General features: G+C 73.4%; 16 protein-coding genes, 1 tRNA gene and 1 riboswitch. Of the genes, 8 read left to right on the forward strand and 9 right to left on the reverse strand.

Annotation, left to right across the window (positions count from 1 at the left end; genetic code table 11):
* Window positions 1-361: 361 nt before the first annotated feature.
* Window positions 362-910, reverse strand: coding sequence for a MarR family winged helix-turn-helix transcriptional regulator (locus IO29_RS27775; protein WP_030380653.1), 549 nt, complete (start codon window positions 908-910; stop codon window positions 362-364).
* A 148-nt stretch (window positions 911-1,058) separates the two neighbouring features.
* Here IO29_RS27775 and IO29_RS27780 point away from each other — a divergent pair, with 148 nt between their 5' ends.
* Window positions 1,059-2,333 (forward strand): MFS transporter, encoded by a 1,275-nt coding sequence (locus IO29_RS27780; RefSeq protein WP_030380654.1) that lies wholly within the window; start codon window positions 1,059-1,061, stop codon window positions 2,331-2,333.
* Between the two features lie 25 nt (window positions 2,334-2,358).
* Here IO29_RS27780 and IO29_RS27785 read toward each other — a convergent pair whose 3' ends face one another.
* Window positions 2,359-4,260, reverse strand: coding sequence for an ATP-binding SpoIIE family protein phosphatase (locus IO29_RS27785; protein WP_030380655.1), 1,902 nt, complete (start codon window positions 4,258-4,260; stop codon window positions 2,359-2,361).
* A gap of 208 nt (window positions 4,261-4,468) precedes the next feature.
* Complete coding sequence (locus IO29_RS27790; RefSeq protein ID WP_030380656.1) at window positions 4,469-5,845, reverse strand: NAD(P)/FAD-dependent oxidoreductase; 1,377 nt, start codon at window positions 5,843-5,845, stop codon at window positions 4,469-4,471.
* Window positions 5,846-6,247: 402 nt separating this feature from the next.
* On the opposite strand from IO29_RS27790, the gene IO29_RS27795 reads away from it, so the two are divergent.
* Window positions 6,248-7,126, forward strand: coding sequence for a TetR/AcrR family transcriptional regulator (locus tag IO29_RS27795; protein ID WP_030380657.1), 879 nt, complete (start codon window positions 6,248-6,250; stop codon window positions 7,124-7,126).
* 130 nt (window positions 7,127-7,256) lie between these two features.
* Window positions 7,257-8,831: a sigma-70 family RNA polymerase sigma factor gene (locus IO29_RS27800; protein ID WP_078864287.1), complete on the forward strand. Its 1,575-nt coding sequence runs from the start codon at window positions 7,257-7,259 to the stop codon at window positions 8,829-8,831.
* A gap of 238 nt (window positions 8,832-9,069) precedes the next feature.
* Here IO29_RS27800 and IO29_RS27805 read toward each other — a convergent pair whose 3' ends face one another.
* Complete coding sequence (locus IO29_RS27805) at window positions 9,070-11,181, reverse strand: asparagine synthase-related protein (RefSeq protein ID WP_030380659.1); 2,112 nt, start codon at window positions 11,179-11,181, stop codon at window positions 9,070-9,072.
* Between the two features lie 679 nt (window positions 11,182-11,860).
* Here IO29_RS27805 and IO29_RS27810 point away from each other — a divergent pair.
* The 3 genes from IO29_RS27810 to IO29_RS27820 all read left to right on the forward strand — a co-directional run bounded on the left by IO29_RS27810 (window position 11,861) and on the right by IO29_RS27820 (window position 16,098).
* The gene (locus tag IO29_RS27810; RefSeq protein WP_030380660.1) at window positions 11,861-13,288 is read left to right on the forward strand and encodes an NsdA family TPR-like regulatory protein; all 1,428 of its coding nucleotides are present in this window, start codon (window positions 11,861-11,863) and stop codon (window positions 13,286-13,288) included.
* Between the two features lie 379 nt (window positions 13,289-13,667).
* On the forward strand, window positions 13,668-14,474 hold the full coding sequence (gene trmB, locus IO29_RS27815; protein ID WP_051707955.1) for a tRNA (guanosine(46)-N7)-methyltransferase TrmB: 807 nt from the start codon (window positions 13,668-13,670) through the stop codon (window positions 14,472-14,474).
* A 10-nt stretch (window positions 14,475-14,484) separates the two neighbouring features.
* Window positions 14,485-16,098: a PrsW family intramembrane metalloprotease gene (locus IO29_RS27820; RefSeq protein ID WP_030380662.1), complete on the forward strand. Its 1,614-nt coding sequence runs from the start codon at window positions 14,485-14,487 to the stop codon at window positions 16,096-16,098.
* On the opposite strand, the gene IO29_RS27825 is transcribed toward IO29_RS27820, so the two are convergent.
* The 5 genes from IO29_RS27825 to IO29_RS27845 all read right to left on the reverse strand — a co-directional run bounded on the left by IO29_RS27825 (window position 16,049) and on the right by IO29_RS27845 (window position 20,675).
* Entirely contained in the window at window positions 16,049-16,993 is a 945-nt protein-coding gene (locus tag IO29_RS27825) for an aldo/keto reductase (protein ID WP_030380663.1), read from the reverse strand. The genes IO29_RS27820 and IO29_RS27825 overlap by 50 nt on opposite strands.
* A 173-nt stretch (window positions 16,994-17,166) precedes the next feature.
* Window positions 17,167-18,228 carry a M23 family metallopeptidase gene (locus tag IO29_RS27830; RefSeq protein ID WP_030380664.1) on the reverse strand — a complete coding sequence of 354 codons (1,062 nt, stop codon included), beginning with the start codon at window positions 18,226-18,228 and terminating at the stop codon, window positions 17,167-17,169.
* A 10-nt stretch (window positions 18,229-18,238) separates the two neighbouring features.
* A riboswitch (cyclic di-AMP (ydaO/yuaA leader) is annotated at window positions 18,239-18,396 on the reverse strand.
* A gap of 272 nt (window positions 18,397-18,668) precedes the next feature.
* Window positions 18,669-19,826, reverse strand: a complete 1,158-nt coding sequence (locus tag IO29_RS27835; protein ID WP_030380665.1) for a PP2C family protein-serine/threonine phosphatase — start codon at window positions 19,824-19,826, stop codon at window positions 18,669-18,671.
* Window positions 19,827-19,977: 151 nt separating this feature from the next.
* A tRNA-Met gene (locus tag IO29_RS27840) sits at window positions 19,978-20,054 on the reverse strand.
* A gap of 108 nt (window positions 20,055-20,162) precedes the next feature.
* Window positions 20,163-20,675 (reverse strand): MarR family winged helix-turn-helix transcriptional regulator, encoded by a 513-nt coding sequence (locus IO29_RS27845; RefSeq protein ID WP_030380666.1) that lies wholly within the window; start codon window positions 20,673-20,675, stop codon window positions 20,163-20,165.
* Window positions 20,676-20,811: 136 nt separating this feature from the next.
* Between IO29_RS27845 and IO29_RS27850 the strand changes: the two genes are divergently transcribed.
* Window positions 20,812-21,951 (forward strand): dihydrofolate reductase family protein, encoded by a 1,140-nt coding sequence (locus IO29_RS27850; RefSeq protein WP_030380667.1) that lies wholly within the window; start codon window positions 20,812-20,814, stop codon window positions 21,949-21,951.
* Window positions 21,952-22,234: 283 nt separating this feature from the next.
* Window positions 22,235-22,933 carry a GTP cyclohydrolase II gene (locus IO29_RS27855; RefSeq protein WP_234307565.1) on the forward strand — a complete coding sequence of 233 codons (699 nt, stop codon included), beginning with the start codon at window positions 22,235-22,237 and terminating at the stop codon, window positions 22,931-22,933.
* Window positions 22,934-22,987: the final 54 nt, after the last annotated feature.

Here is a 22,987-nt window from a genome sequence, read left to right on the forward strand (position 1 = left end):
AGCGCTTTCCTTTCCGGCGGTTCCGACTTTATCAGATCCGTTTCCGGTCCGATCCCCCGTCAGAAGGGGGCGTCTTCCCGGCCGTTGGGCCGTTCCGACGTGCCAAACCTTAGCGGATCCTCCCGGCGATTCCCAATCGGGGCCGGCCGGGCCCGACGGAATAGGAATTCGGGCATGCCGAAATTGACCCCGTCGGGAGATCGTGCTGGTGGTTTGATGTGCCGCTGCTGCGGCGGGAGTGTTGTCGAAGAACCGTTACGGCTCCGTGGCAACCCGGAGAACGTTACAGATCCGGGAGCCACGGGTCAAGCGTCCCTGTCAAGATTTTTTCCGCCCTCCGCAGTGACTCACTGCGGCCAGGTCAGTCCAGGTCGCTGAGGCGTCCGCCGGCGTCCGGCTGGGCGTCCTCCACCCTGCGCAGCAGCCGGGTCAGCACCTCGCCGAGGACCGCGCGCTCCGTCGGAGTGAGGTCCTGGAGCAGGTCCTCCTCGAAGACCGTGGCGAGCCGCATCGCCTCCAGCCACTTCTCCCGGCCCTCGGTGGTCAGCTCGACGATGACGCGGACCCGGTTGGACTCGTCCCGTTCCCGGGTGACCAGTCCCTCGCCGACCATGCGGTCGATGCGGTGGGTCATCGCGGCCGGCGTCAGGCCAAGACGCTTGGCGAGGTCGCCGGGGCCCAGCCGGTACGGGGCGCCCGAGAGGACGAGGGCCTTGAGCACCTCCCACTCGGCGTTGCTGATGCCGAGGTCGGCCGTCTGGCGGCCGTAGGCGACGTTCATACGGCGGTTGAGGCGGGACAGCGCCGACACGATCTTCTCGACCTGGGGGTCCAGATCCTGGAACTCGCGCTGGTACGCGGCGATCTGCTCTTCGAGCGTCGGCTCGCCGATGTCGGGGGTGTCACCCATGTGCGCAGTATCGCATGCCGGCACTTGGCGTCGAAGTACTTCGAGGTGTACTCTTCAATCCGAAAGTTTAGCTTCGAAGTCTTCACCTCTAACTCTTGCAGGAGGTGCAAGGACTTCCGACCGGAGGCAGGTGAAAGTGACCAGGGCGATGGGCGCAGCGATGCGCCGGATCCACGCGGGCAACGCACTCAGCGCGTTCGGCCTCGGCTTCACGGTCCCCTATCTGTACGTCTACGTGGCGCAGGTGCGGGGTCTGGGTGCCATGACGGCGGGTGCCGTGCTCGCCGTCTTCGCCGTGGCGGCACTCGTGGTGCTGCCGTTCGCCGGGCGGGCCATCGTCCGGCGCGGACCGTTGCCGGTGCTGCTCGCCGCCCTGGGAGCCGCCGCGGTCGGCTCGCTCAGTCTGGGTCTCGCGAGTGGGGCGGTGAGCGTGCTGCTGTCGTCGGCCCTGCTCGGTGCCGGTCAGGCCGTGATGCAGCCGGCGCTGGCGACGATGATCGTCGACTGCTCGCCGACCGAGACGCGATCGCGTGCCTTCGCCATGCAGTTCTTCCTCCAGAACCTGGGGCTCGGCGTCGGCGGGCTCATAGGCGGTCACCTCGTGGACACCTCTCGCCCGGCGTCCTTCACCTTGCTGTTCGCGATCGAGGCGGCGATGTTCCTGCTGCTCGTGGTCGTCATGGCGACCGTGCGTGTACCGCGGGCGCCGCGCGTGGCGGAGGCCGTGGCCGGCCGGGCGGCGAGCGGCTGGAAGCAGATCATGGGCAACCGGGCCATGGTGCAGCTGTGCGTGCTCGGGTTCGTGCTGTTCTTCGCCTGCTACGGGCAGTTCGACTCCGGGCTGAGCGCGTACGGCGTGGAGGCGGCGGGCGTTTCGCCGTCCACGCTGGGGACGGCGCTGGCGGCGAACACCGCGGTGATCGTGGTCGCGCAGTTCGCCGTGCTGCGGATCGTCGAGCGGCGCAGGCGGTCGCGGGTCATCGCCGTCGTGGGGCTCATATGGGCCTTCGCCTGGGTGCTGGCGGGGTACGCCGGTCTGGGCCACGCCGGGCATGCGATGGCGACGGCGGCGTTCGTGTCGACGTACGCGCTGTTCGGGCTGGGCGAGGCGATGCTGTCGCCGACCGTGGCGCCGTTGGTGGCCGATCTGGCGCCCGAGGGCATGGCCGGGCAGTACAACTCGGTCTTCGCCCTGGTGAAGCAGCTCGCCATGGCCGTCGGTCCGGCGGTGGGCGGTCCCATGGGGGCGTCGCTGTTCGCGCCGTACATAGGGACGTTCCTGGTGTTCTCGCTGGGTATCACCTTCCTCGCGATACGGCTGGGGCGGCAGCTCACCCCGGGGCAGAACCAGCCCTCGGCTGCGCGCAGCCGGGTGGTGGCGCAGGGCGGGGCCTCCGCCGAGCCGGCGGTGGCACAGGCCTGACCCGGGCCCGGCGGTCCGGGGTCGGTCAGTGGCCCGTCGTCGCGCCCTTCGGCAGGGCGAACTCGCACCACACCGCCTTGCCGCCGCCCGGGGTGCGGCGGGAGCCCCAGCTGGAGGCGATGGTCGCCACGATGGCGATGCCCCGGCCGGCCTCGTCGATCGGTTCGGCCCGGCGGCGGCGCGGCAGATGGTCGTCGCCGTCGGTGACCTCGATGATCAGGCGGCGGTTGGTGCGGCGCAGCCGCAGCCGCATCGGGGGCGTGCCGTGTTTGAGGGAGTTGGCGACCAGTTCGCTGGTGGCGAGTACGCCCGCGTCGTGCAGGTCGGCGGGGAAGCGCCAGCTGGTCAGGACGCCGGAGGCGAAGGCGCGTGCGCGGGGTGCGGCTTCGACACCGCCGAGCAGGTCGAGGGCGGCGTTGCGGAAGAGTTCGCCGTCGTGGCCGGTGCGGCTGGGGTGCTGGAGGACGAGGACGGCGACGTCGTCGTCGTGGTCGGCGGTGACGCCGGCGGAGCGGACCAGGCGGTCGCAGACGATCTGGGGGCTGCCGGTGGCTCCGGCCAGGGCGCGCTCCAGGGCGGCGATGCCCTCGTCGAGGTCCTTGTCCCGTCTTTCGACGAGGCCGTCGGTGTAGAGGACGGCGGTGGAGCCGGGGCCGAGGGGGACCGAGCCGGAGCTGTGGATCCAGCCGCCGGTGCCGAGTGGTGGGCCGGTGGGCTCGTCGGTGCGCAGCACCTTGCCGAACTCGTCGCGCACGAGGATGGGCAGGTGGCCGGCCGAGGCGTACACCAGCCGGCCCTCGTTGGGGTCGTGGATGGCGTACACGCAGGTGGCGATCTGGTTGGCGTCGATCTCTGCGGCCAGGCCGTCGAGGAGCTGGAGCACCTCGTGCGGAGGCAGGTCGAGGCGGGCGTAGGCGCGGACGGCGGTGCGGAGTTGGCCCATGACGGCTGCCGCGCGGACGCCGCGGCCCATGACGTCACCGATGACCAGGGCAGTGCGGCCGCCGCCCAGGGTGATGACGTCGTACCAGTCGCCGCCGACGGCGGCCTCGGTGCCGCCGGGCTGGTAGGTGGCGGCGATGCGGAGGTCGTCCGGCTGTTCGAGTTCCTGGGGCAGCAGGGAGCGCTGGAGGGTGACGGCGGTGCGGCGCTGTTCGCGTTCGCTGGCGCGGAGCCGTTCGGCGGCTTCGGCGTGGTCGGTGACGTCGGTGGCGAAGACGAGCACTCCGCCGAGGGGTGCGCCGGGGCGCGCGCCGCCGCTCCCCCGGCGTACGCCCTCGCGTGACGAACCGTCGCGCGGTTCGGCGTCGCGGGACGCGGTATCGGTGGCCGCGCCCACGGGGGCCGTCTCGGTGGAGGCCGCGTCGGCCGTGGTGGCGTCGGCCGTCGTGGCGGCCTGGGCCGTGGCGGTGCGGGCCGCGTCGGCCGGGGCCGTGGGCGCCGGGCCCGTGGGCGCCGGGCCCGTGGGCGCCGGGGCCGTGGTGGGCAGGGTGACGGGGGTGCAGGTGAAGGTGTAGGAGCGGCCGTCGGGTGCCTTGCGGGACTTGACCGTGCGCGGCCGGGCGCTGCGCAGCACCTGGTCGAGGAGGGGCAGCAGGCCCAGTTCGGCCAGTTCGGGCAGGGCCTCGCGGGCCGGGGCGCCCGGCGGGCGGGCGCCGAAGGCCGCGGTGTAGGCGCCGTTGACGTAGGCGATGCGGTGGTCGGGGCCGTGGACCAGGGCGACGAGGGCCGGGACCCGGTCGAGGACCTCGCGGGCCGGCAGGTTCTCGACGGCGGGTCCGGGATGCCGGTCGTCGGTGGACCGCTCGGCGCGGGCCGCGGGCACCGAGCCCTCCCCCCTCCGGTCCGTAGCGAGCGGGTGCTCGGTCCGCGCGGCGGCGCGGCGCTGCGTTCCGGGGAGCCGGGCGCTCCAGCGCGTGAAGTTCACCGAATTCTTGCCTCGTGGTGTTGTTGTCGGTCGGCCGGCTCCGGGTCCGGCCGGAGGGCGAAGGGGGTGTCCCTCGGTGCCGCACGGCGCGGTGGCAGGCCTGGGGCCGGAGGCGAGCGGTCGGCTCGTCCGGCGTCGCGGTCCAGTCTGGCCGACCGGAGCGACATCCGTCAGACGCCTGCCCCCGCGTCGGAGTTCCTGCATCCGGTCAGGACGACCCCTTCGAGTTGTCCGAGGGGTTCTGCGGGGGTTTCCCACCGGCCGCGAGTTCGAATTCCGCGCGGGGGTGTTCGAGCGAGCCGAGCGAGACGATCTCGCGCTTGAAGAGGCCGGCGAGGGTCCACTCGGCGAGGACGCGCGCCTTGCGGTTGAAGGTGGGCACCCGGCTGAGGTGGTAGGTGCGGTGCATGAACCACGCCGGCCAGCCCTTCAGCTTGCGCCCGTACACATGCGCGACTCCCTTGTGCAGCCCCAGGGAGGCGACCGAGCCGACGTAGGCGTGGGAGTACTGCTGGAGCGGCTCCCCGCGCACCGAGCGGGCGATGTTGTCGCCGAGGGTCTTCGCCTGGCGGACCGCGTGCTGGGCGTTGGGCGCGGTCTCCTTGCCGGGCTCGTCGGCGGTCACGTCGGGCACGGCGGCGGCGTCGCCCGCGCCCCATGCGTGGTCGACGCCGTCGACGGTCAGGTAAGGGGTGCATTTCAGCCGCCCGCGTTCGTTGAGCGGGAGGTCGGTGGCGGCGAGCACCGGGTGCGGTTTCACGCCGGCGGTCCACACGACCGTACGGGTGGGGAAGCGGGCCCCGTCGCTGAGGACGGCGATCCGGTCGACGCAGGACTCCAGGCGGGTGTCGAGGCGTACGTCGATGTTGCGGCGGCGCAGTTCGGTGACGGTGTAGCGGCCCATCTCCTCGCCGACCTCGGGGAGGATGCGGCCGGTGGCCTCGACGAGGATCCATTTCATGTCCTCGCGCCGGACGTTGTGGTAGTAGCGCGAGGCGTAGCGGGCCATGTCCTCGAGTTCGGCGAGGGCCTCCACGCCCGCGTAGCCGCCGCCGACGAAGACGAAGGTCAGGGCGGCGTCGCGGATCGCGGGGTCGCGGGTGGAGGAGGCGATGTCGAGCTGTTCGATGACGTGGTTGCGCAGGCCGATGGCTTCCTCGACGTTCTTGAAGCCGATGCCGTGCTCGGCGAGGCCGGGGACCGGCAGGGTGCGCGAGACCGATCCCGGGGCGAGCACGAGTTCGTCGTAGGACAGCTGTTCGTTGCCGCCGGTCTCCTCGGTGGCGAGGGTGGTGAGCGTGGCGGTGCGCTTGGAGTGGTCGATCGTCCGCACCTCGCCGACGACGATCCGGCATTCCGGCAGGACCCTGCGCAGCGGGACGACGACATGGCGCGGGGAGATGGAGCCGGCCGCGGCCTCCGGCAGGAACGGCTGATAGGTCATGTACGGGTCGGGGGAGACCACCACGATCTCGGCCTCGCCCCGCCCGAGCTCGGCTTTGAGCTTCCGCTGCAGACGCAGCGCGGTGTACAGCCCGACGTAGCCGCCGCCGACGATGAGAATGCGCACCGGTACCTTCACCATCCCATGACGCACCCGGCGCCGGAGTTTGTCCACAGGGCCGACCGTTTGTGTGACTGGACGTGTGCCCCGTCCGGGGTTGGCCGAATCCCCGCCGACGGCTCGGAACGGGCGTAAGTGCGCAGCTCAGTGGCGTGGGCGGAGGGCGGGAAGAGCAGGCAATCAGGACACAACGCCCCCGTGGGCCGATCGGGGGGCGCTCCGTGCGGAACCTGCCCCTTCTGAATTGACTCCCGCTCAACTATGTTCGTGTCCCGACGGGGTGTAGGGGGATGTGCCGGGCAGGGCGCGCGACGGGGCGGGCCGGCCGGGTACGACGCTCGTTCCGCGCGCTCCGGCTGCAGCGAACGCTGCGATGAACGGGGAGAGTCTCCGGGGGGAGACGCCAATACCGGGGGAACGCTTATGCATATTCAGGACTCTCATTGGTCGCCCGTGTCCGCCGTCGCATCCGGCGGACCGGTGGGCGCGGCGGTGAGCGAGGGACGCGGCGAGGGGCCGCGGACGGCACCGCTGCGGGTGGACGCACAGCGCAATCTGGAGCACGTACTGCGTGCGGCCCGCGAGGTCTTCGGCGAACTGGGGTACGGGGCGCCGATGGAGGACGTGGCGCGGCGGGCGCGGGTCGGCGTCGGCACGGTGTACCGGCGCTTCCCGAGCAAGGACGTCCTGGTGCGGCGGATAGCCGAGGAGGAGACCTCCCGGCTGACCGACCAGGCACGGACGGCGCTCGGGCAGGAAGAGGAGCCGTGGTCGGCGCTCCAGCGCTTCCTGCGTACGTCGGTGGCTTCCGGCGCGGGCCGGCTGCTGCCGCCGCAGGTGCTGCGCGTCGGGGTCGCCGAGGAGGAACAGGGCGGTCAGGGGCCGGCCGAGGGCACGGGCGCAGGCACGGAGTCGGGCGAGGGCGCGGTTCTGGCCGGCGGGCCGGGGCCGGTTTCGGCCGCGGCCTCCGGTCCGGTGGCGGGCGAGGCGCCGGAGCAGGCGCTGCTGCCGCAGCAGCGGACCGGGCAGCCGGGTCCCGAGCTGCGGCTGGTGGAGCAGCGGCCGGCCGCGGAGGCGGCGCTGGACGACGCCGGTGCGGCCGAACTGCTGGACGTGGTGGGGCGGTTGGTGGACCGGGCCCGGGCCGCCGGCGAGCTGCGGCCCGACGTGACGGTCTCCGACGTCCTGCTGGTGATAGCCACGGCCGCCCCCTCGCTGCCGGACGCGGCGCAGCAGGCGGCGGCCTCGGCACGGCTGCTGGACATCCTCCTGGAGGGTCTGCGGTCGCGTCCGCACGGATGAGGCGCTGAACCCCTGTTCGACGTATCCGCTCGGACGGGTGGTGGACCGCCGGCTCGGCGGTCCACCACCCGGAGCCGTGGCAGGCTGGCCGGGTGTTCGGGTGGGCGTGTGCAGGCAGGGGCTTTCCGCGATGAGCGTTGACCGTGGTGGGGAGCGGGTTCCCCCGTCGCCGCCGCCGTCGGCGTCGTCGTCCGAGCCCGTGCCGGTGCCGGTGCCGGTGCCGCCGTCCGACGCCGAGCTGATCGAGCGGATGCGCGACGGGGACGACACGGCGTACGAGGAGTTGTTCCGGCGCCATTCCGGGGCCGTGCGCCGGTACGCGCGTACGTGCTGCCGGGACGCGGACACCGCGGACGACCTCACCGCCGAGGTCTTCGCCCGCATGCTCCAGGCGGTGCGCGGCGGCTCCGGTCCCGCGCACGCCGTACGGCCGTACCTGCTGACGACCGTCCGCCGGGTCGCCGCCCGCTGGACGGCCTCGGCCAGGCGGGAGCAGCTCGTCGACGACTTCGCCGTGTTCGCGGCGCAGGTCTCCGCCGCACGGGGGCGGGGGGCGGTGGAGGACGTGGGCGGGGCCGGTCCCGAGGCCGGGTCCTTCGGTGCGGGGACGGAGCTCGGCGCGGACGTGCGGGCGATGCACGCGGCCGAACAGTCGCTGGCGGTCAGGGCGTTCCGCTCGCTTCCGGAGCGGTGGCAGGCCGTGCTGTGGCACACCGAGGTCGAGGACGAGTCGCCGAGCGAGGTGGCCGTGCTGTTCGGGCTCGACGCGAACGGCACGCGGGTGCTGGCGAGCCGGGCCCGGGAGGGGTTGCGGCAGGCGTACTTGCAGGCGCATGTGAGCGAGTCGCTGGCCGGGGACCAGGGGTGTGCCCGGTATGCCGAGCAGCTCGGGGCCTATGTGCGGGGACGGTTGCGCACGCGTGCGGAGCGGGGGGTGCGGGAGCATCTCGAGCGGTGTGCGCGGTGCCGGGTGGCGGCGTCGCAGCTGGGGGAAGTGGCGGGTGGGATTCCGGCGGTCGTGCCGGTGGCGGTCGTCGGGTGGTTCGGGGTGGCCGGGTACGGGAAGGTGGCGGGGCTGGTCGCGGGTGGGGGTGCGGGTGCGGGGGGGGGTGCCCCCGCGGGTGGTTCGGGGGGTGGTGGCGGGGCCGCGGTCTCCGAAGGAGTGGGGGCGTCGGTGAAGGCCGGGGTCGCGGTGGGGGTGGTGGCCGCGGTGGTGGCGGTTGTCGCCCTGGCGTTGACGGGGGGTCATGGGGAGAAGGAGCGGGAGGGGGTGGCGGGGGCGCCGCCGTCGTCTGCCGGGCCCTCTCGGGGGAGTGCGGTGGTGAGGCCTGGTCCTGTGGGGTCTTCGGGGGTGGACGTGCCGAGGTCCGGGCCGGAGCCGGGGCGGTCTGCGGGCTCGGGGGGTGTGACGGGGGCGGCGGTGGTGTCGGCTTCCGCGCGGCCGGTGGTGTCGGTCAGGCCGGTGGAGAGTGGTGCGGTGCCAGCTGCTTCTCCTTCTGTGGTGGCTCCCGTGCCGGGGGGCTCGCCCAGTGGTTCGGTTGGCGCGGTGCCTTCGGCTTCGCCGTCGGGTGGGGTGCTGGTGCGGGTTCAGGTTGGTGGGGTGCTTGGTGTGGAGGTGGGGGTTCGGGTGGGTGAGTTCGCCCCCGCCGCCCCTACCCTTCCCGTCCTCCAGGGGCTTCGCCCCTTCGACCCCTTGGGGGATTGAGCGGTTCGGGTGGGGCGCCCAGTAGCTCGGGGGGTGTGGGGTTGTGGGGCGGGTGCGGGTGGGGTGTGGCTGGTCGCGCAGTTCCTCGCGCCCCTACGGAGGCTGCGGCGGTCGCGTCCGTGCGGCGGAGCCGCAGATCGAAACAGCCCCACGCCCCTTGCGAGGCGCGGGTTGGTCGCGTCCGTGCGGCGGAGTCGTGGATCGATACAGTCTCGCGGTCCTGACGGGGCGCCCCCGGTCATGTGCGGGTGGCTGTGCCCAAGGCTCTGTCTCTTGGGGGGATGCCGGCGGGGACTGCGCGTTGGCGGGCGGGGGTGCCTGTCCAGCAGGTGCCTCGGCGGGTGAGGAGGCGTTGGAGCCAGAGTTCGAGGGAGACGAGGTCGGCGAAGCCGTCCAGGGGGAGGGGGTCGCCCTGGGCCGCCGAGCGGAGGGCCTTGCGGACCACCCGCGCCTCCACCAGGCCCGCCTCCGCGAGCAGGGGCGTGGCGAAGAGGTCGACCAGGGACGTCGTCGCCACCCGTAGCCCCGTCCGGGCGGCGGCGGCCGAGGACGCGCCCGAGGGGGCACCCCAGCCGGCCGGCAGGTCGGTGACGCCGGCGCCCTCCAGGACCGTACGCAGGATCGAGGCGCGCGCCCCCGGCTGCACCCGCAGCGCCTCGGGCAGCGCCCGGCAGGCGCGCACGACCTGGTTGTCCAGGAAGGGGGCGTGCAGGCGCTGGAAGCGGATCTCGGCGGCCTGTTCCAGAACCCGCAGATCGGCGGCGTACCGGGCGAGGGACGTGCGGGCGCGGAAGTCGCCGGGGCGCTGCCCGGGGCCGACGCCCATGGCGCCCGTACGGCCCGCCGCGCTTTGCAGGCGAACCGATACTTCTGCCAGTGCCTCGCCGGTCAGCCAGCGGGCGGCGGGACCGGGTCTGGCCCAGGTCAGCGCGGCGAGCGAGGCGCCCACGGCACCGCCGGGTTCGTCGAAGCGGTGCCGCATGAGCTGGTCGGAGAGCGCCTCGACGCCGCTGCGGTAGGGCGTCCGGGCGAGCCGGCGGGCGGCGGCGTACACGCGTGCGGGGACCATCACGGAACCGTCCGCCTTGGCGAGCGCGGCGACGGGGCGCACGAGGTGGCGCCGTTTGCGGTCCATCAGGAGGTCGGCGAGGCGGGCCGGATGGGCGTCGAGGACCTGCCGGGCGCCGTATCCGGTGAAGTGGTCGGCACTGCCGGCGGCGAGCCGGGCGCGGTGCCGGGCGGCGGAGACGAGGAAGGCGCCGGGTTCGTCGGTGAGGGGGCCGTCGAGGTCGGCGAAGGGCAGGATCTCCTCGCCGCCGGTGACCACGACGTGGTGCAGCCGGGGGTTGGCGGCGAGCGCGCCGACCCGCTCGACCTCGGCCTCGCGGCCGGGGACGGCGAGGTCGTTGAAGGTGACGGCGAGCAGCCGTTCGCCGGCGCCCGTGCCATGGCCGAGGACCGTGCCGGGCGCGCCGGGCAGTCCGGCGGCGAGCAGGGCGAGGGCGCCGGAGGCGGGGCCGCCGGAGAGGTCGGCGCCGATGCCGGGCACCGGCATGCCACGCGCGGCCCGCCGCTCGGCGGGGCCCATCCCGGGCACCGGTCCGGGGTCGATGTCGGTGCCCGGCACGTGCCGGGGGGCGGCGAGACGGGCGCGGACCGCGTCCACGAGCGCGTCGCGGACGGCGTCCACGGCGCCCGCGGGGTCGGCCGGGGGTGCGGCGACGGCGAGGGAGGCGACCGGCTCGTACCCGGCGATCTCGCGCGCCCCCGCGCGCAGGATCAGCGCGTGCCCCGGCGGGATGCGCCGTACGCCGTCGTAGGGCGTGGAGTCGTGCATGGCCGCGGGCACGTCGGGGGCGGCGAGCAGCGCGGCGAGGTGACCGAAGTCGAGGTTGGCCTCGACGAGGTCGGCGAGGGGCAGCGCGGCCGTCGCGTAGGCCGTGCCGCCCGCCCAGGGGGTGTGGAACACCGGCCGCGCGCCCGCGAGATCGCCGCAGACGGTGATCCGGCGGCCGACCTGGACGACGGCGGTGTAGCTGCCCGGCCAGGCCGTCAGATGGCGCAGTGCCCCGCCGCGGGCGGCGAACAGGGCGACGCGCAACTGTTCGTCGGTGGCGCCGCAGGTGCCGAGGACGGCGATGCGGGTCTGTTCGTCGGCCTTGACGACGCGGATCTCGTCGGGCCGCCAGTCACCGACCGCCCACAGCGGATCCGGGTCGCCCCACAGGGGCTGGGAGCCGACCGGCTGCACCGTCTCGCCGTCGTAGCCGGTGGTGCCGGCGGAGCCGATGCCCGCCACGCTCGTGGCGGCGCTCGCGGCGGCACTGCTCCATCCCACCAACCACCGCATCGCCGCCTCCAGGGACTGTGGACAAGCAGTGCACCGTACGAACTGGGCACCATGCTGCCACGAAGAGTGCGCCCCGGAGGGGCTCCGCCGCGGCTTGTGCTCCCCCTGGTGCGCCCCCTTGGGTGTGCCCGCCCGGGGCCGAACACACGCCTCCGGCAGGGCAGATGGGGTCGAACAGCGATGTGAATGCGCCCCCGGTACGCTCCCTGAAAACACCTTTCGCGCCCTCAAGTGGCGTGGTGGCAACGGAAATGCGTGCGGAGGGCACCGTCGATTTTCGGCCAAATCATCCGGGCGACGGCAGGTTTGAGCACGCTCCGTACAGGCTCTGGGCACCGTATCGCGGTGCGCGGTCCGGGAGACGGAGTACGCCTCCCGGACCTGTCCGCCGCCCGCGGGGATGAAGGCGGCGGTGTCCCCCAGCCCACTGGATCCAGTACAGCGGGCCGACCCACGCATCCCCCATGGAAGCGCTCCCCCCGTGGCCGGAGAAGAGCGCACGTACGGGCGCACGGCCACACGGCGGGGGCACGCCGCGACACTGCGTACTGCCCCGTAGGTCACATCCCGCCAACCGGAAAAACGCCCCTTAACGCTTGGGATCCGGCGAACTACGCTGGGTTTACGAATGCCGCGTGGTTATGCCAGCGCGGCAGCCGTCTGTGTCGAGGGGTGGCGCATGTCCAGGGAGCAACGCGGGCCGAACGAAAAACTCGGCGCCGTTCTCGCCCTCGCGGGAATCAGCAACGCGGGGCTTGCGCGGCGCGTCAACGATCTTGGTGCCCAGCGCGGGCTGACACTTCGCTACGACAAGACGTCGGTGGCCCGCTGGGTGTCGAAGGGGATGGTGCCGCAGGGCGCGGCGCCGCACCTCATCGCCGCGGCCATCGGCCAGAAGCTCGGCCGCCCGGTGCCGCTCCACGAGATCGGCCTGGCGGACGCGGATCCCGCACCCGAGGTGGGCCTCGCCTTCCCCAGGGACGTCGGACAGGCGGTGCGGTCGGCCACCGACCTCTACCGCCTCGATCTCGCCGGCCGCCGGGCCGGTTCCGGCGGCATCTGGCAGTCACTGGCCGGATCGTTCGCCGTGAGCGCCTATGCGACCCCCGCGTCGCGCTGGCTCATAACCCCGGCCGACAGCTCGGTGGCGCGCGACGCGAGCCCGTCGGACGGCTCCTCCGCGCCGGCGAGGGTCGGCCACAGCGACGTGCGCAAGCTGCGCGAGGCCGCCGAGGACGCCAGACGCTGGGACTCCAAGTACGGCGGCGGGGACTGGCGTTCGTCCATGGTGCCCGAGTGCCTGCGGGTCGAGGCGGCGCCGCTGCTGCTCGGCTCCTACTCCGACGAGGTCGGCCGGGCGCTGTTCGGCGCCTCCGCCGAACTGACCCGGCTGGCCGGGTGGATGGCGTTCGACACCGGCCAGCAGGAGGCCGCCCAGCGGTACTACATCCAGGCGCTGCGGCTCGCCCGCGCCGCCGCGGACGTGCCGCTCGGGGGGTACGTGCTCGCCTCGATGTCCCTCCAGGCGACCTACCGGGGCTTCGGCGACGAGGGCGTCGACCTCGCGCAGGCCGCGCTGGAGCGCAACCGGGGGCTGGCGACCGCGCGCACGATGAGCTTCTTCCGGCTGGTCGAGGCGCGGGCGCACGCGCGGGCCGGGGACGCGCAGGCGGCCGGCGGCGCGCTCAAGGCCGCCGAGGGGTGGCTGGAGCGGGCGCGTGACGGCGACCCCGATCCGTCCTGGCTCGGGTTCTACTCCTACGACCGGTTCGCCGCCGACGCGGCCGAGTGCTACCGGGATCTGAAGGCGCCGCGGCAGGTGCGGCGGTTCACGGAGCAGGCGCTGTCGAAGCCGACGGAGGAGTTCGTGCGGTCGCACGGGTTGCGGCTGGTGGTGTCGGCGGTGGCCGAACTGGAGTCCGGGAACCTGGATGCGGCGTGTGAGCAGGGGGTGCGGGCGGTGGAGGTCGCGGGGCGGATCTCCTCGGCGCGGACGACGGAGTATGTGAAGGATCTGCTGCATCGGCTGGAGCCGTACGGGGACGAGCCGCGGGTGGTCGAGCTCCGCGAGCGGGCGCGGCCGCTGCTGATGGCGGCGCCGGCGTAGGCCCTGCGGGCGGGCGGGCAGGGGGCGGTGCCTTCCGGGCGGGGGGTGCGGTGCCTTGCGGGCCGGCGGGGCGGGGTGCCCTGCGGGCGGGGGTGCGCGCAGGGGTGCCCTTCGGGCGAGGTGCGCGCAGGCCCGGCGTAGGCCCTGCGGGGCGCGGTGCCCTCCGGGCGAGGCGCGCGCAGGCTTTTTTCGCCCCCGCCGCCCCTCCCCGTCCCGTCCCCCGGGGGCTGCGCCCCCGGACCCCCGCAAAAGATCGCGCAGTTCCCCGCGCCCCTGACAGGGGAGCTTCTTGGGAGGATGGGACGGGTAGGGGCGGCGGGGGCGAGGAAAGGCACGACGGGGCCCCCTGTCACCGCCCCGCCGTAAAATTGGGCGCACTGTGTCTGAATCCATCGACGTCCCCGCCCCCGCCGCCGGCAAAACGCCCCGTTTCCCCGACGGCCCCGCCGCCGACCCCGCCGGCTCCCACTTCGAGCGCCGCATCCGCAGCTTCCAGCCCCGCCGCAGCCGCGTCACCACCGGCCAGGCGGACGCCCTGCGACGCCTGTGGCCGGCCTGGGGCCTGGACATCGACGGGCAGCAGGTCCTCGACCTCGCCGCCCTCTTCGGCAACGACCACCCCACCACCCTGGAGATCGGCTTCGGCATGGGCGAGGCCACCGCCGCCATGGCCGCCGCCGACCCGGACACCAACATCCTCGCCGTCGACGTCCACACCCCCGGCCAGGGCAATCTGCTCAACCTCGCCGAGGCCCAGGGCCTCACCAACGTCCGCGTCGGCAACGGCGACGCGATCATCCTGCTGCGCGAGATGCTCCCGCCCGACTCCCTCGCCGGTCTGCGCGTCTACTTCCCCGACCCCTGGCCGAAGAAGCGCCACCACAAGCGCCGCCTCATCCAGCCCGAGTTCCTCACCCTGGCCGCCACCCGGCTGCGCCCCGGTGCGCTGCTGCACTGCGCCACCGACTGGGAGCCGTACGCCGAACAGATGCTCGAGGTGCTCACGGCGCACCCCGACTTCGCCAACGACCACCCCGGCGGCGGTTTCGCGCCGCGTCCCGACTTCCGGCCCCGGACGCGTTTCGAAGGGCAGGGCCTTGAGAAGGGTCATGTCGTGCACGACCTGCTGTTCCGCCGACTCACCAGCAGCGATAACAAGCAGCACCGGGCGCCCCTCCCTCGTTAGGGTCAATGCCGTGGCCACCAGTCCCCCGCATCCGACGTATCCTCCCGCCCCGACCGGGACCCTCCCGGCCCCCGGCGGTGTGCTCCGGCACCCGCACTGGTGGCAGCGCACCTGGGTGCGGTACGCGGCGCTGAGCACGCTCCTCGCGCTCTCCGGGCTGGTCATCCTCGCGCTGGTCCGCCAGCAGACCGGTACCGAGGGCTTCCTGGTCGGGCTGGGTCTCGCCGTGTTCCCCGTCCCCCTGCTGGTCGCCGCGTTCCGCTGGCTGGACCGGGTGGAGCCGGGTCCCTGGCGCAACCTCGCGTTCTGCTTCGCCTGGGGTGCGTGCGCGGCGGCACTCGTCGCGATCATCGCGAACAGTTTCGCCACGCACTGGATAGCGGTCGCGACGGCCGACCCCAAGGGCGCCGACACGCTCGGCATGACCGTCATAGCGCCCGTCGTGGAGGAGTCCGCGAAGGCCACGGCGGTGCTGCTGATCTTCCTCTTCCGCCGCCGGGACTTCACCGGGATCGTCGACGGCGTGGTGACGGCCGGGGTGACCGCGACCGGCTTCGCCTTCACCGAGAACATCCTCTACCTGGGCACCGCCTTCGGCACCGACCAGTCCACCGGCGGCCACGGCGGCATCGCCGCCGTGACGGCCGCGACGTTCTTCGTGCGCGTGGTGATGTCGCCCTTCGCGCACCCCTTGTTCACCGTGTTCACCGGCATCGGCTTCGGCATCACCGCACTCACCGCCGAGCACCGGCGGGTACGCCGGACACTGGCCCCGCTCGGCGGCCTGCTGCTCGCGATGGGCATGCACTCGCTGTGGAACGGCTCGACGTCGTTCGGCGACGGCTACGGCTTCTTCGCGGTCTACGGGGCGTTCATGGTGCCGATGTTCGGGCTGCTGACCTGGCTGGTCATATCGACCCGGCAGCGCGAGCTGCGCACCGTGCGCGCCGAGCTGCCGGCGTACGTGGCGGCCGGCTGGCTGACGATGCCGGAGCCGTTCGTCATGGGGTCGATGAAGGCACGGCGGCTCGCCCGCGACCACGCCAGGGACCGGCTCGGCAAGCCGGCGGCGCGGACGGTCGCCGAGTACGAGGCGTATGCGACGTCGCTGGCGTTCCTGCGCCACCGGGGGCGCGCGGGCCGCGCGGGCGCCGACTTCGTCGTACGGGAGCGGGAGCTGCTGCGGGAGCTGTGGCACCGCCGGGAGGTGGCCCGCCCGGCGCTGGCCCACGCGGGCCACACCCTGGCGGGCTCGGTGCTGTGGGGCGTGCCCCCCATGTACGGGTACGGCGGCCCGGCGTACGGCCAGCACGGCGGCCCGGGGTACGGACCGGGCCCCGCGTACGGCCACTATCCGGCGTACGGCGGCCCGGTCCACGGCGGTCACGGGTACGTCCATGGCGGTCACGGGTACGTCCACGGCGGTCACGGGTACGTCCACGGCCCCTCCGGCCCGGCCCCGGCGTACGGCATACCGGCCCAGGTCATACCCGCCTACGACCTGCCCTCCCAGAGCCAGTCACCCAGCCAGTCACCCAGCCAGTCGCCCCAAGCCCCGGCCCCTCACGCGGCTCCTACGACGCCGCCTCCGTCAGCCGCGCCACCTCCGCCTGCGTCAGCGTGACCTCGGCGAGCGCCAGCAGCGCCGGCAGCTGCTCCACCGTCCGCGCGGAGGCGGTCGGCGCGATGACGGTCGGGCGGGAGACGAGCCAGGCGAGGGCGACCGTGGCGACCTCCACCTCGTGCGCGCCGGCGATCTCGTCGAGCACCTTCAGTACCCGTGCGCCCCGTTCCGGGTCCACGAGCTGCGCCACGCGCCTGGCGCGCACCGAGTCCACCGTCGCCCCCGGCCGGTACTTCCCCGTCAGGAATCCCGACGCGAGCGCGAAGTACGGCACCGCGGAGAGGCCGGCTTCCTCGACGATGTCCTGGAGGGCGCCCTCGTAGGTGTCCCGGGAGACCAGGCTGTAGTGCGGCTGGACGGCGACGTAGCGGGCCAGGCCCTCGCGTTCCGAGAACTCCAGCGAGGCGCGCAGCCGCTCGGCCGAGATGTTGGAGGCCGCGATGTGCCGTACCTTGCCCGCCTTCACCAGCCCGTCCAGCGTGCCGATGACCTCCTCGATGGGCACGTCGGGGTCGTCGTAGTGCGTGTAGTACAGGTCGATGTAGTCCGTTTGGAGCCGGCGCAGTGAGGCGTCGGCCGCCGCCCTGATGTTGTCGGCGGACAGCCCCTGATAGTCGGGGTGCCGGCCGACCTTGGTCGCGAGGACCACGTCGGAGCGGTTGCCGCGCGCCTTGAACCACTTGCCGAGGACGGTCTCCGACTCGCCGCCCTTCATACCGGGGGCGAACGCCGAGTAGGCGTCGGCGCTGTCGACGAAGTTGCCGCCGGCAGCGGTGTAGGCGTCGAGGACGGCGAAGGACGTGGTCTCGTCGGCGGTCCAGCCGAAGACGTTGCCGCCGAGGCAGAGCGGAGAGACCTCGAGAGAAGTTGAGCCCAGAGGGCGAAGAGACATCATTTAACGATGTTAAGGAGAGGCTCGGCCGTTCTCGCGCCGCACCGTGCGCTCTTACCCGATTGCGCCGTGACTCGGCCCGACAGGGCAGCGCACTGCACGAAAGGACACAGCGCGAAAGGACACGGCGCGAAAGGACACGGCGCGACAGAGCACGCCGGGGCAGCACGGCCGGCTCAGGGATTGAGTCCCTTGCCGTGCAGCCACGCCATCGGGTCGATCCCGGTGGCCGCGCCCCCGGGGTGGACCTCCAGGTGCAGATGCGGGCCGGTGACGTTGCCGGTGGCGCCGACGCGGCCGATGACCTCGCCGGTGGAGACCTTCTGCCCGACGCTGACGCTGATCGAGGACTGGTGGCAGAACCACAGCTCGGTGCCGTCGTCGAGGGTGAGGATGGTGCGGTAGCCGTAGGACCCGGCCCAGCCCGCCTCGGTGATCGTGCCGCCGTGGATCGCCTTGATGAGCGTGCCGGTGGGCGCGGCGAAGTCGAGACCGGTGTGATAGCCGGACGACCACATCGATCCGGCCTCGCCGAAGGTCGAGGTGATCGTGTACGAGGAGGTCGGCAGCGTGAACTGCTTGGCCAGCTTGGCGAGTTTCGCCGCGGCGGCCTTCTTCTTGGCCGCCGCGTCCGCCTTCTCCTTCGCCGCGGCCGCCTTCTTCTCGGCCTTCGCCTCCGCCTCCTTGGCGGCGGACGCGGCCTGCTTGGCGGCGGCGGCCTCGGCGGCCTGCGCGGCGGCGCTGTCCGCCTGGTCCTGCTGGGCCTCGGCCTGCTGCATGATCCTGGCGCGCAGCGCCTCGCCCGCGTCCGTGGTGCCCGCGGCGGTGTCGGAACCGGTCAGCCCGGCGCCGGTGAGCGGGGCGGAGGCGGTCCGGGCGGCGGTGTCGGTGTCGGAGCCGGATTCCTCGCCGACCAGGGCCTTGGCCGAGTCGGTGACGGAGGAGAGGTCCGGCAGGTCCGGCAGGGATATGGAGACGGGCGGCTTGCCGGTCTGCGCGGTGGCCATGCCGCCCGCGCCGACGGCGGCGATCACGCCGACGCCCAGGACGGTGGAGCTGCGCGCGAGTCCGCCCCCGCGCTGCTTGGTGACGCGGTGCCGGCCGCGCACGGGACGAACGGAGTCCGCGGTGGGATTCCACTCCTCCCAGGTGCCCTCCCCGGAACGGCGGTCGAAGTCGAGGACCTCGGTGCCGGAAGGAACGTACGAGGGGTTCTGGGCAGGCCGGTTGGACGCCACGTGGGCGCACTCCTTTCCTTCCTCACGCCTGCCGGGTTAGCTGACGGGTTCGGAGCAGGAAGGTCTCCTACGCGCGTATACCGGCCGTACCTCTACGACGGCAGCCGCACGATTCACCCCTGGGTGGTGGTTCCCCGGCTCCCTTGCGGGATTAGGCAGATGAGCACGGGGCCGCCTCCTGTGACGGCTGGGACGACCGTGCTGCGTTATCGAACGTTAATAGACCCGGGGCGCCCATTCCAAGCGGTTCGGGGGAACGGGTTACACGTCTTGGCCAGGACTTTTGCGTCATGAGCCACGCAAAATCGGGCGAGTTGACCCCGCTTCCCGCGAGTTTCGGACACGTGCGCGTCCTGACATGCAGTCAGTGAACTCGCGGAGGGACACGATCCGGTCACGACAGGTGACACCGGCGGCCCGGCCTCGGTACCGAGGGGCTCTCAAGGATGCGGCCGCCGTACCGCCAGCAGGGCCAGGTCGTCCGTGGCCCGTCCGCCGGTGTGCCGGGCCACCTCGTCCGCCAGGAAGGTGAGCAGCGCGTCCGGTCCGGAGAAGGTGCGGCCGGCGAGCCGGGCGGCGGGGTCGTAGAACTCGCCGTGCCGGTCGCGGGCCTCGGAGAGCCCGTCGGTGTGGAAGAGGAGCGTGGCCCCGTACGGCAGCGCGGCCTCGTCCGCGCGTTCGGGCCACGTGCCCAGCTCCCCCATGCCGAGCGGCAGCGCGGGTTCACCCGGTTCGAGCACGCACAGCCTGCCGTCGGCGTGCAGGAGCAGCGGGGCGGGGTGGCCGCGGTTGACGAGCCGGACGAGGGCGTTGCCGTGCGGGATCTCGGCGAGGACGGCGGTGGTGAACCCCTCGAAGGAGTCCAGGTCATGGCGCCGGCCGGCCTCCCGGACGAGCGCACGTTCGAGCCGCTGGGCGACGGCGCCGAGCGTGGCCTCCTGCTCGGCGGCCTCCCGGAACGCCCCGATCACGACGGCGACGACGCTCACGGCGCTGATGCCCTTGCCGCGCACGTCCCCCAGCACGAGGCGCACACCGTGCGGGGAGTCCTGGACGGCGTACAGGTCGCCGCCGATCGCGGCCCCGGCCTGCGCGGCCTCGTAGCGTGCGGCGACGTCGAGGCCCGCGAGGCGCTCGGCCGGCTGCGGCATGACCGCGTGCTGCGCGGCCTCGGCGATGTGGCGGACGGAGGCGAGGCGGGCGCCGGTGCGGCGGACGAGCACATTGGTGAGGACGGCGAGGGCGGCGACGGTGGCGACCGTCACCAGCTCGGTCGTGGTGTCGACGTTCGACATGACCCCGAACACGGCGTGGATCGCGGCCACGGCGAGGAAGGCGGCCAGCGCGGTCAGGGCGGTGCCGCGCGTCGAGTACAGGGAGGAGGCGACCAGGGGCGCCGCGGTGAACAGGGGTGCGGCGGTGAAGTCGGCCGGAGTGAGGCAGTCGTAGAGGATCGCGGCGACGAGCAGCAGCACCGGGAGGAAGGGCAGCACGGCACGGGCGCAGGCCGCCCCGCGGCTGCCGTTCCCGAGGGTCGCCGCCCCGCGGCCGCCGTTCCCGACGGTCGCGGCCGACCGTTTCCCTGTGCGCTGCCCCACATGACCAGCGTCGCCGGGCAGGCGCGGCGGGGCACCTCCGGTGGGCCGGGCGGGTGGCGGTACAGGGCGAGGCCGAGTGACGGCGCAGAGGCCGGCACGTACGACAAGAACCCCGGGGGCGGAAGCCTTTCGGCCTCCGCCCCCGGGGACGTGGTAGCGGGGACAGGATTTGAACCTGCGACCTCTGGGTTATGAGCCCAGCGAGCTACCGAGCTGCTCCACCCCGCGTCGGTGAAACCAGTGTACGTCATTCCGGGGACGTCTCTCACCACGTTTACCTGGGCGATCGCCCGCCCGGCGTTCGGGCTACCCGCGCCTCTCCGGTGGGCGTGCCGCTCAGCGGGGTGCCGAGCGGCGCCGCCAGGGGAGCGCGTCGCCGCAGGCCGTGCGCTGCTCCTCGCTCCCCAGCGCCCCCGCGATCCGCGTGCAGATCTCCTCGAGCTGCCCCACCTGCTCCGGCGTGAGCCGGTCGAACACGGCGGCGCGCACCGTCTCCACGTGCCCCGGCGCCGTACGCTCCAGCAGTCGCGCCCCCTCCTCGGTCAGCACCGCGATGCTGCCGCGCCGGTCGCCCGGGCAGTCCTCCCGCCGTACGCTGCCGTCCTTCTCCAGGCGGGTGACGACGTAGGTCAGCCGGCTCCGGGTGACCTTGAGCGACGCGGCGAGGTCGGTCATGCGCAGCCGCCGGTCCGGGGCCTCGGAGAGGTTGGCCAGCACGGAGTAGAACAAGTGCGGCAGGCCGGCCTGCCGCTGGAGCTGCCGGTCGATCGCGTCCTCCAGGAGAAGGGAGGCGGCGAGGTACGCGCGCCAGGCACGCTGTTCCTCGGAGGTGAGCCAGCGGGTCGTCATGTCGGCAGTGTAGTTATTGTTCCAAAGTTGAACCATCTGACCGCCGGCCGTCCGGCCGCTGGGCCGTCCGGTTGCTGGGCCATCCGGCCGCTGGACCGTCCGAACCCGTCCCGTCCGATCTTCCGGGAGCGCGCACATGCCCCACCCCCACGTTCTGCTGTCCGCCGCCGTCTCCCTCGACGGCTTCCTGGACGACACCGGCCCCGAACGCCTGCTGCTGTCGGGGCCGGAGGACTTCGACCGCGTCGACCAGGTGCGGGCGGAGAGCGACGCCGTCCTGATCGGCGCCGGCACCCTGCGCACCGACAACCCCCGCCTGCTGGTCAACTCCGTCGAGCGGCGCGCCGGGCGGGTCGCTGCCGGACGCCCGGAGTACCCACTGAAGGTGACGGTGAGCGCGTCCGGCGACCTCGACCCCGCCGCGCGTTTCTGGCACACAGGGGGCGCGAAAGCCGTTTATACGACTGAGCAGGGCGCGGCCCTGTTGCGCGGCGAGCTCCCCTCGGACGTCGACGTCGTCGTGCTGGGCCCCGAGCTGGAGTGGCGGGCGGTCCTCGCACACCTGGGCGAGGCCAAGGGCGTACGGCGGCTGATGGTGGAGGGCGGCGGCCGGGTGCACACCGAGCTGCTGCGGCAGGGGCTCGCCGACGAACTCCAGCTCGCCGTGGCGCCGTTGCTGGTCGGGGAGGCGACGGCACCGCGCATGTTCGGGACGGGGGCGTACCCGCCGGGGCGGATGCGGCTGGTGGAGACGCGTGCGGTGGGGGACGTGGTGCTCATGCGGTACATGCCCACGGCGCCCGGTGCGGAAGAGCTCGCCACGGCGGCGGACCGGCGGTGGCTGGGGGTCGCGTGCGAGCTGGCGGAGCGGTGTCCGCCGTCGGAGACCGCGTTCAGCGTGGGGGCGGTGGTGGTGGCCGCCGACGGTACGGAGTTGGCCCAGGGTTTCTCGCGCGAGGCCGGCGACCCGACGGTGCACGCGGAGGAGGCGGCGCTGGCGAAGGTGGCGCCGGGGGACCCGCGGCTGGCCGGGGCGACGGTCTACAGCAGCCTGGAACCGTGCGCCCGGCGCGCGTCACGTCCGGTGCCGTGCGCGCGGCTGATCCTGGCGGCGGGGGTGCGGCGGGTGGTGACGGCGTGGCGGGAGCCGGACACGTTCGTGGCGGGGGCGGACGGGAGCGGGTTGCTGGCCGAGGGGGGCGCGCGGGTCGTGCACCTGCCGGAGTACGCGCCGGCGGCCAGGCGCCCGAACGTGCACCTGCTCGGATCGGACTGAGCCCCCCCTTCACGCCGTCACGCCCTCACGCCCGTCATGCCTGGGCGCTGGGACGCCTTCACGCCTGGGCGCTGGACGCCTTCGCACCCGGGCGCCGGACGCCTTCACACCCGGACGCGTCCTGGACGGATCATGCTTGCTTGAACATTGAAGCAAGCATTAGAGTCATCGTTGTTCCGTCATGCTTCAAATCTGAAGCAGCCTCGCAGTGGCGCCACCCGATGGGACCCGAGCAGCAGCCAGCCGACGCGCGCACCCCGCGCTCCGCAGAAGGGCGACAGCCATGCGTGACCTGCCCGCCGCACCCGAGCCCGCCGATCCCTCCCTGCCGAACACCGCGGCCGCCGGACCGCTTCCCGAGGCCACCGTGCGCACCCGCGTCACCGTCCCGCTGCGCTTCGGCGACGGCTACGCGGTCACTGCCGACGTGGTGACGTTCCACGGCCTGGTCGACGGCCGGGAGCACCTGGCGCTCGTGCTGGGCGACGCGACCGCCGAGCCGCCGCTGGTCCGGCTGCACTCCGAGTGCCTGACCGGCGACGTGTTCGGCTCGGCCCGCTGCGACTGCGGACCGCAACTGCGCGAGGCGGTGGAGCGCATCGCGGAGCGCGGCGGCGTCCTGCTCTACCTGCGTCAGGAGGGGCGCGGCATCGGCCTCTACAACAAGCTCGACGCGTACGCGTTGCAGGACGAGGGCCTGGACACCTACGCGGCCAACGCGGCGCTCGGCCTGCCGGAGGACGCCCGCGACTACACGGCCGCCGCACAGATGCTGCGCGCCCTCGGCATCGGCACGCTGGACCTGCTCTCCAACAACCCCGACAAGGCCGAACAGTTGGCCGCGCTGGGTCTCAGCGTCGGCACGCGCGTCCCGACCGGCGTCTTCACCACCGCCCACAACGTGCGGTACCTGCACGCCAAGGCCGTACAGACCCGGCACACCCTGCCGCTCGCGGAGCTGCGCGAGCGCCCGGCGGGCTGAGGCGACGTCAGCCGCGGAACCGGCGGCCCCCGCCGATTGTCAGTGCCTCCTGCG

Source organism: Streptomyces sp. NRRL F-6676, assembly GCF_000725625.1.
Lineage (GTDB): Bacteria > Actinomycetota > Actinomycetes > Streptomycetales > Streptomycetaceae > Streptomyces.

What these genes read in the sequence shown, in the direction of transcription:
- IO29_RS27790 (WP_030380656.1), bottom strand. Translation starts at nt 5,845, where the DNA reads ATGGTGAAGGTACCGGTGCGCATTCTCATCGTCGGCGGCGGCTACGTC.
- IO29_RS27825 (WP_030380663.1), bottom strand. Translation starts at nt 16,993, where the DNA reads ATGATGTCTCTTCGCCCTCTGGGCTCAACTTCTCTCGAGGTCTCTCCG.
- IO29_RS27795 (WP_030380657.1), top strand. Translation starts at nt 6,248, where the DNA reads ATGCATATTCAGGACTCTCATTGGTCGCCCGTGTCCGCCGTCGCATCC.
- IO29_RS27845 (WP_030380666.1), bottom strand. Translation starts at nt 20,675, where the DNA reads ATGACGACCCGCTGGCTCACCTCCGAGGAACAGCGTGCCTGGCGCGCG.
- IO29_RS27780 (WP_030380654.1), top strand. Translation starts at nt 1,059, where the DNA reads ATGGGCGCAGCGATGCGCCGGATCCACGCGGGCAACGCACTCAGCGCG.
- IO29_RS27810 (WP_030380660.1), top strand. Translation starts at nt 11,861, where the DNA reads ATGTCCAGGGAGCAACGCGGGCCGAACGAAAAACTCGGCGCCGTTCTC.
- IO29_RS27855 (WP_234307565.1), top strand. Translation starts at nt 22,235, where the DNA reads ATGCGTGACCTGCCCGCCGCACCCGAGCCCGCCGATCCCTCCCTGCCG.
- IO29_RS27775 (WP_030380653.1), bottom strand. Translation starts at nt 910, where the DNA reads ATGGGTGACACCCCCGACATCGGCGAGCCGACGCTCGAAGAGCAGATC.
- IO29_RS27805 (WP_030380659.1), bottom strand. Translation starts at nt 11,181, where the DNA reads ATGCGGTGGTTGGTGGGATGGAGCAGTGCCGCCGCGAGCGCCGCCACG.
- IO29_RS27850 (WP_030380667.1), top strand. Translation starts at nt 20,812, where the DNA reads ATGCCCCACCCCCACGTTCTGCTGTCCGCCGCCGTCTCCCTCGACGGC.
- IO29_RS27800 (WP_078864287.1), top strand. Translation starts at nt 7,257, where the DNA reads ATGAGCGTTGACCGTGGTGGGGAGCGGGTTCCCCCGTCGCCGCCGCCG.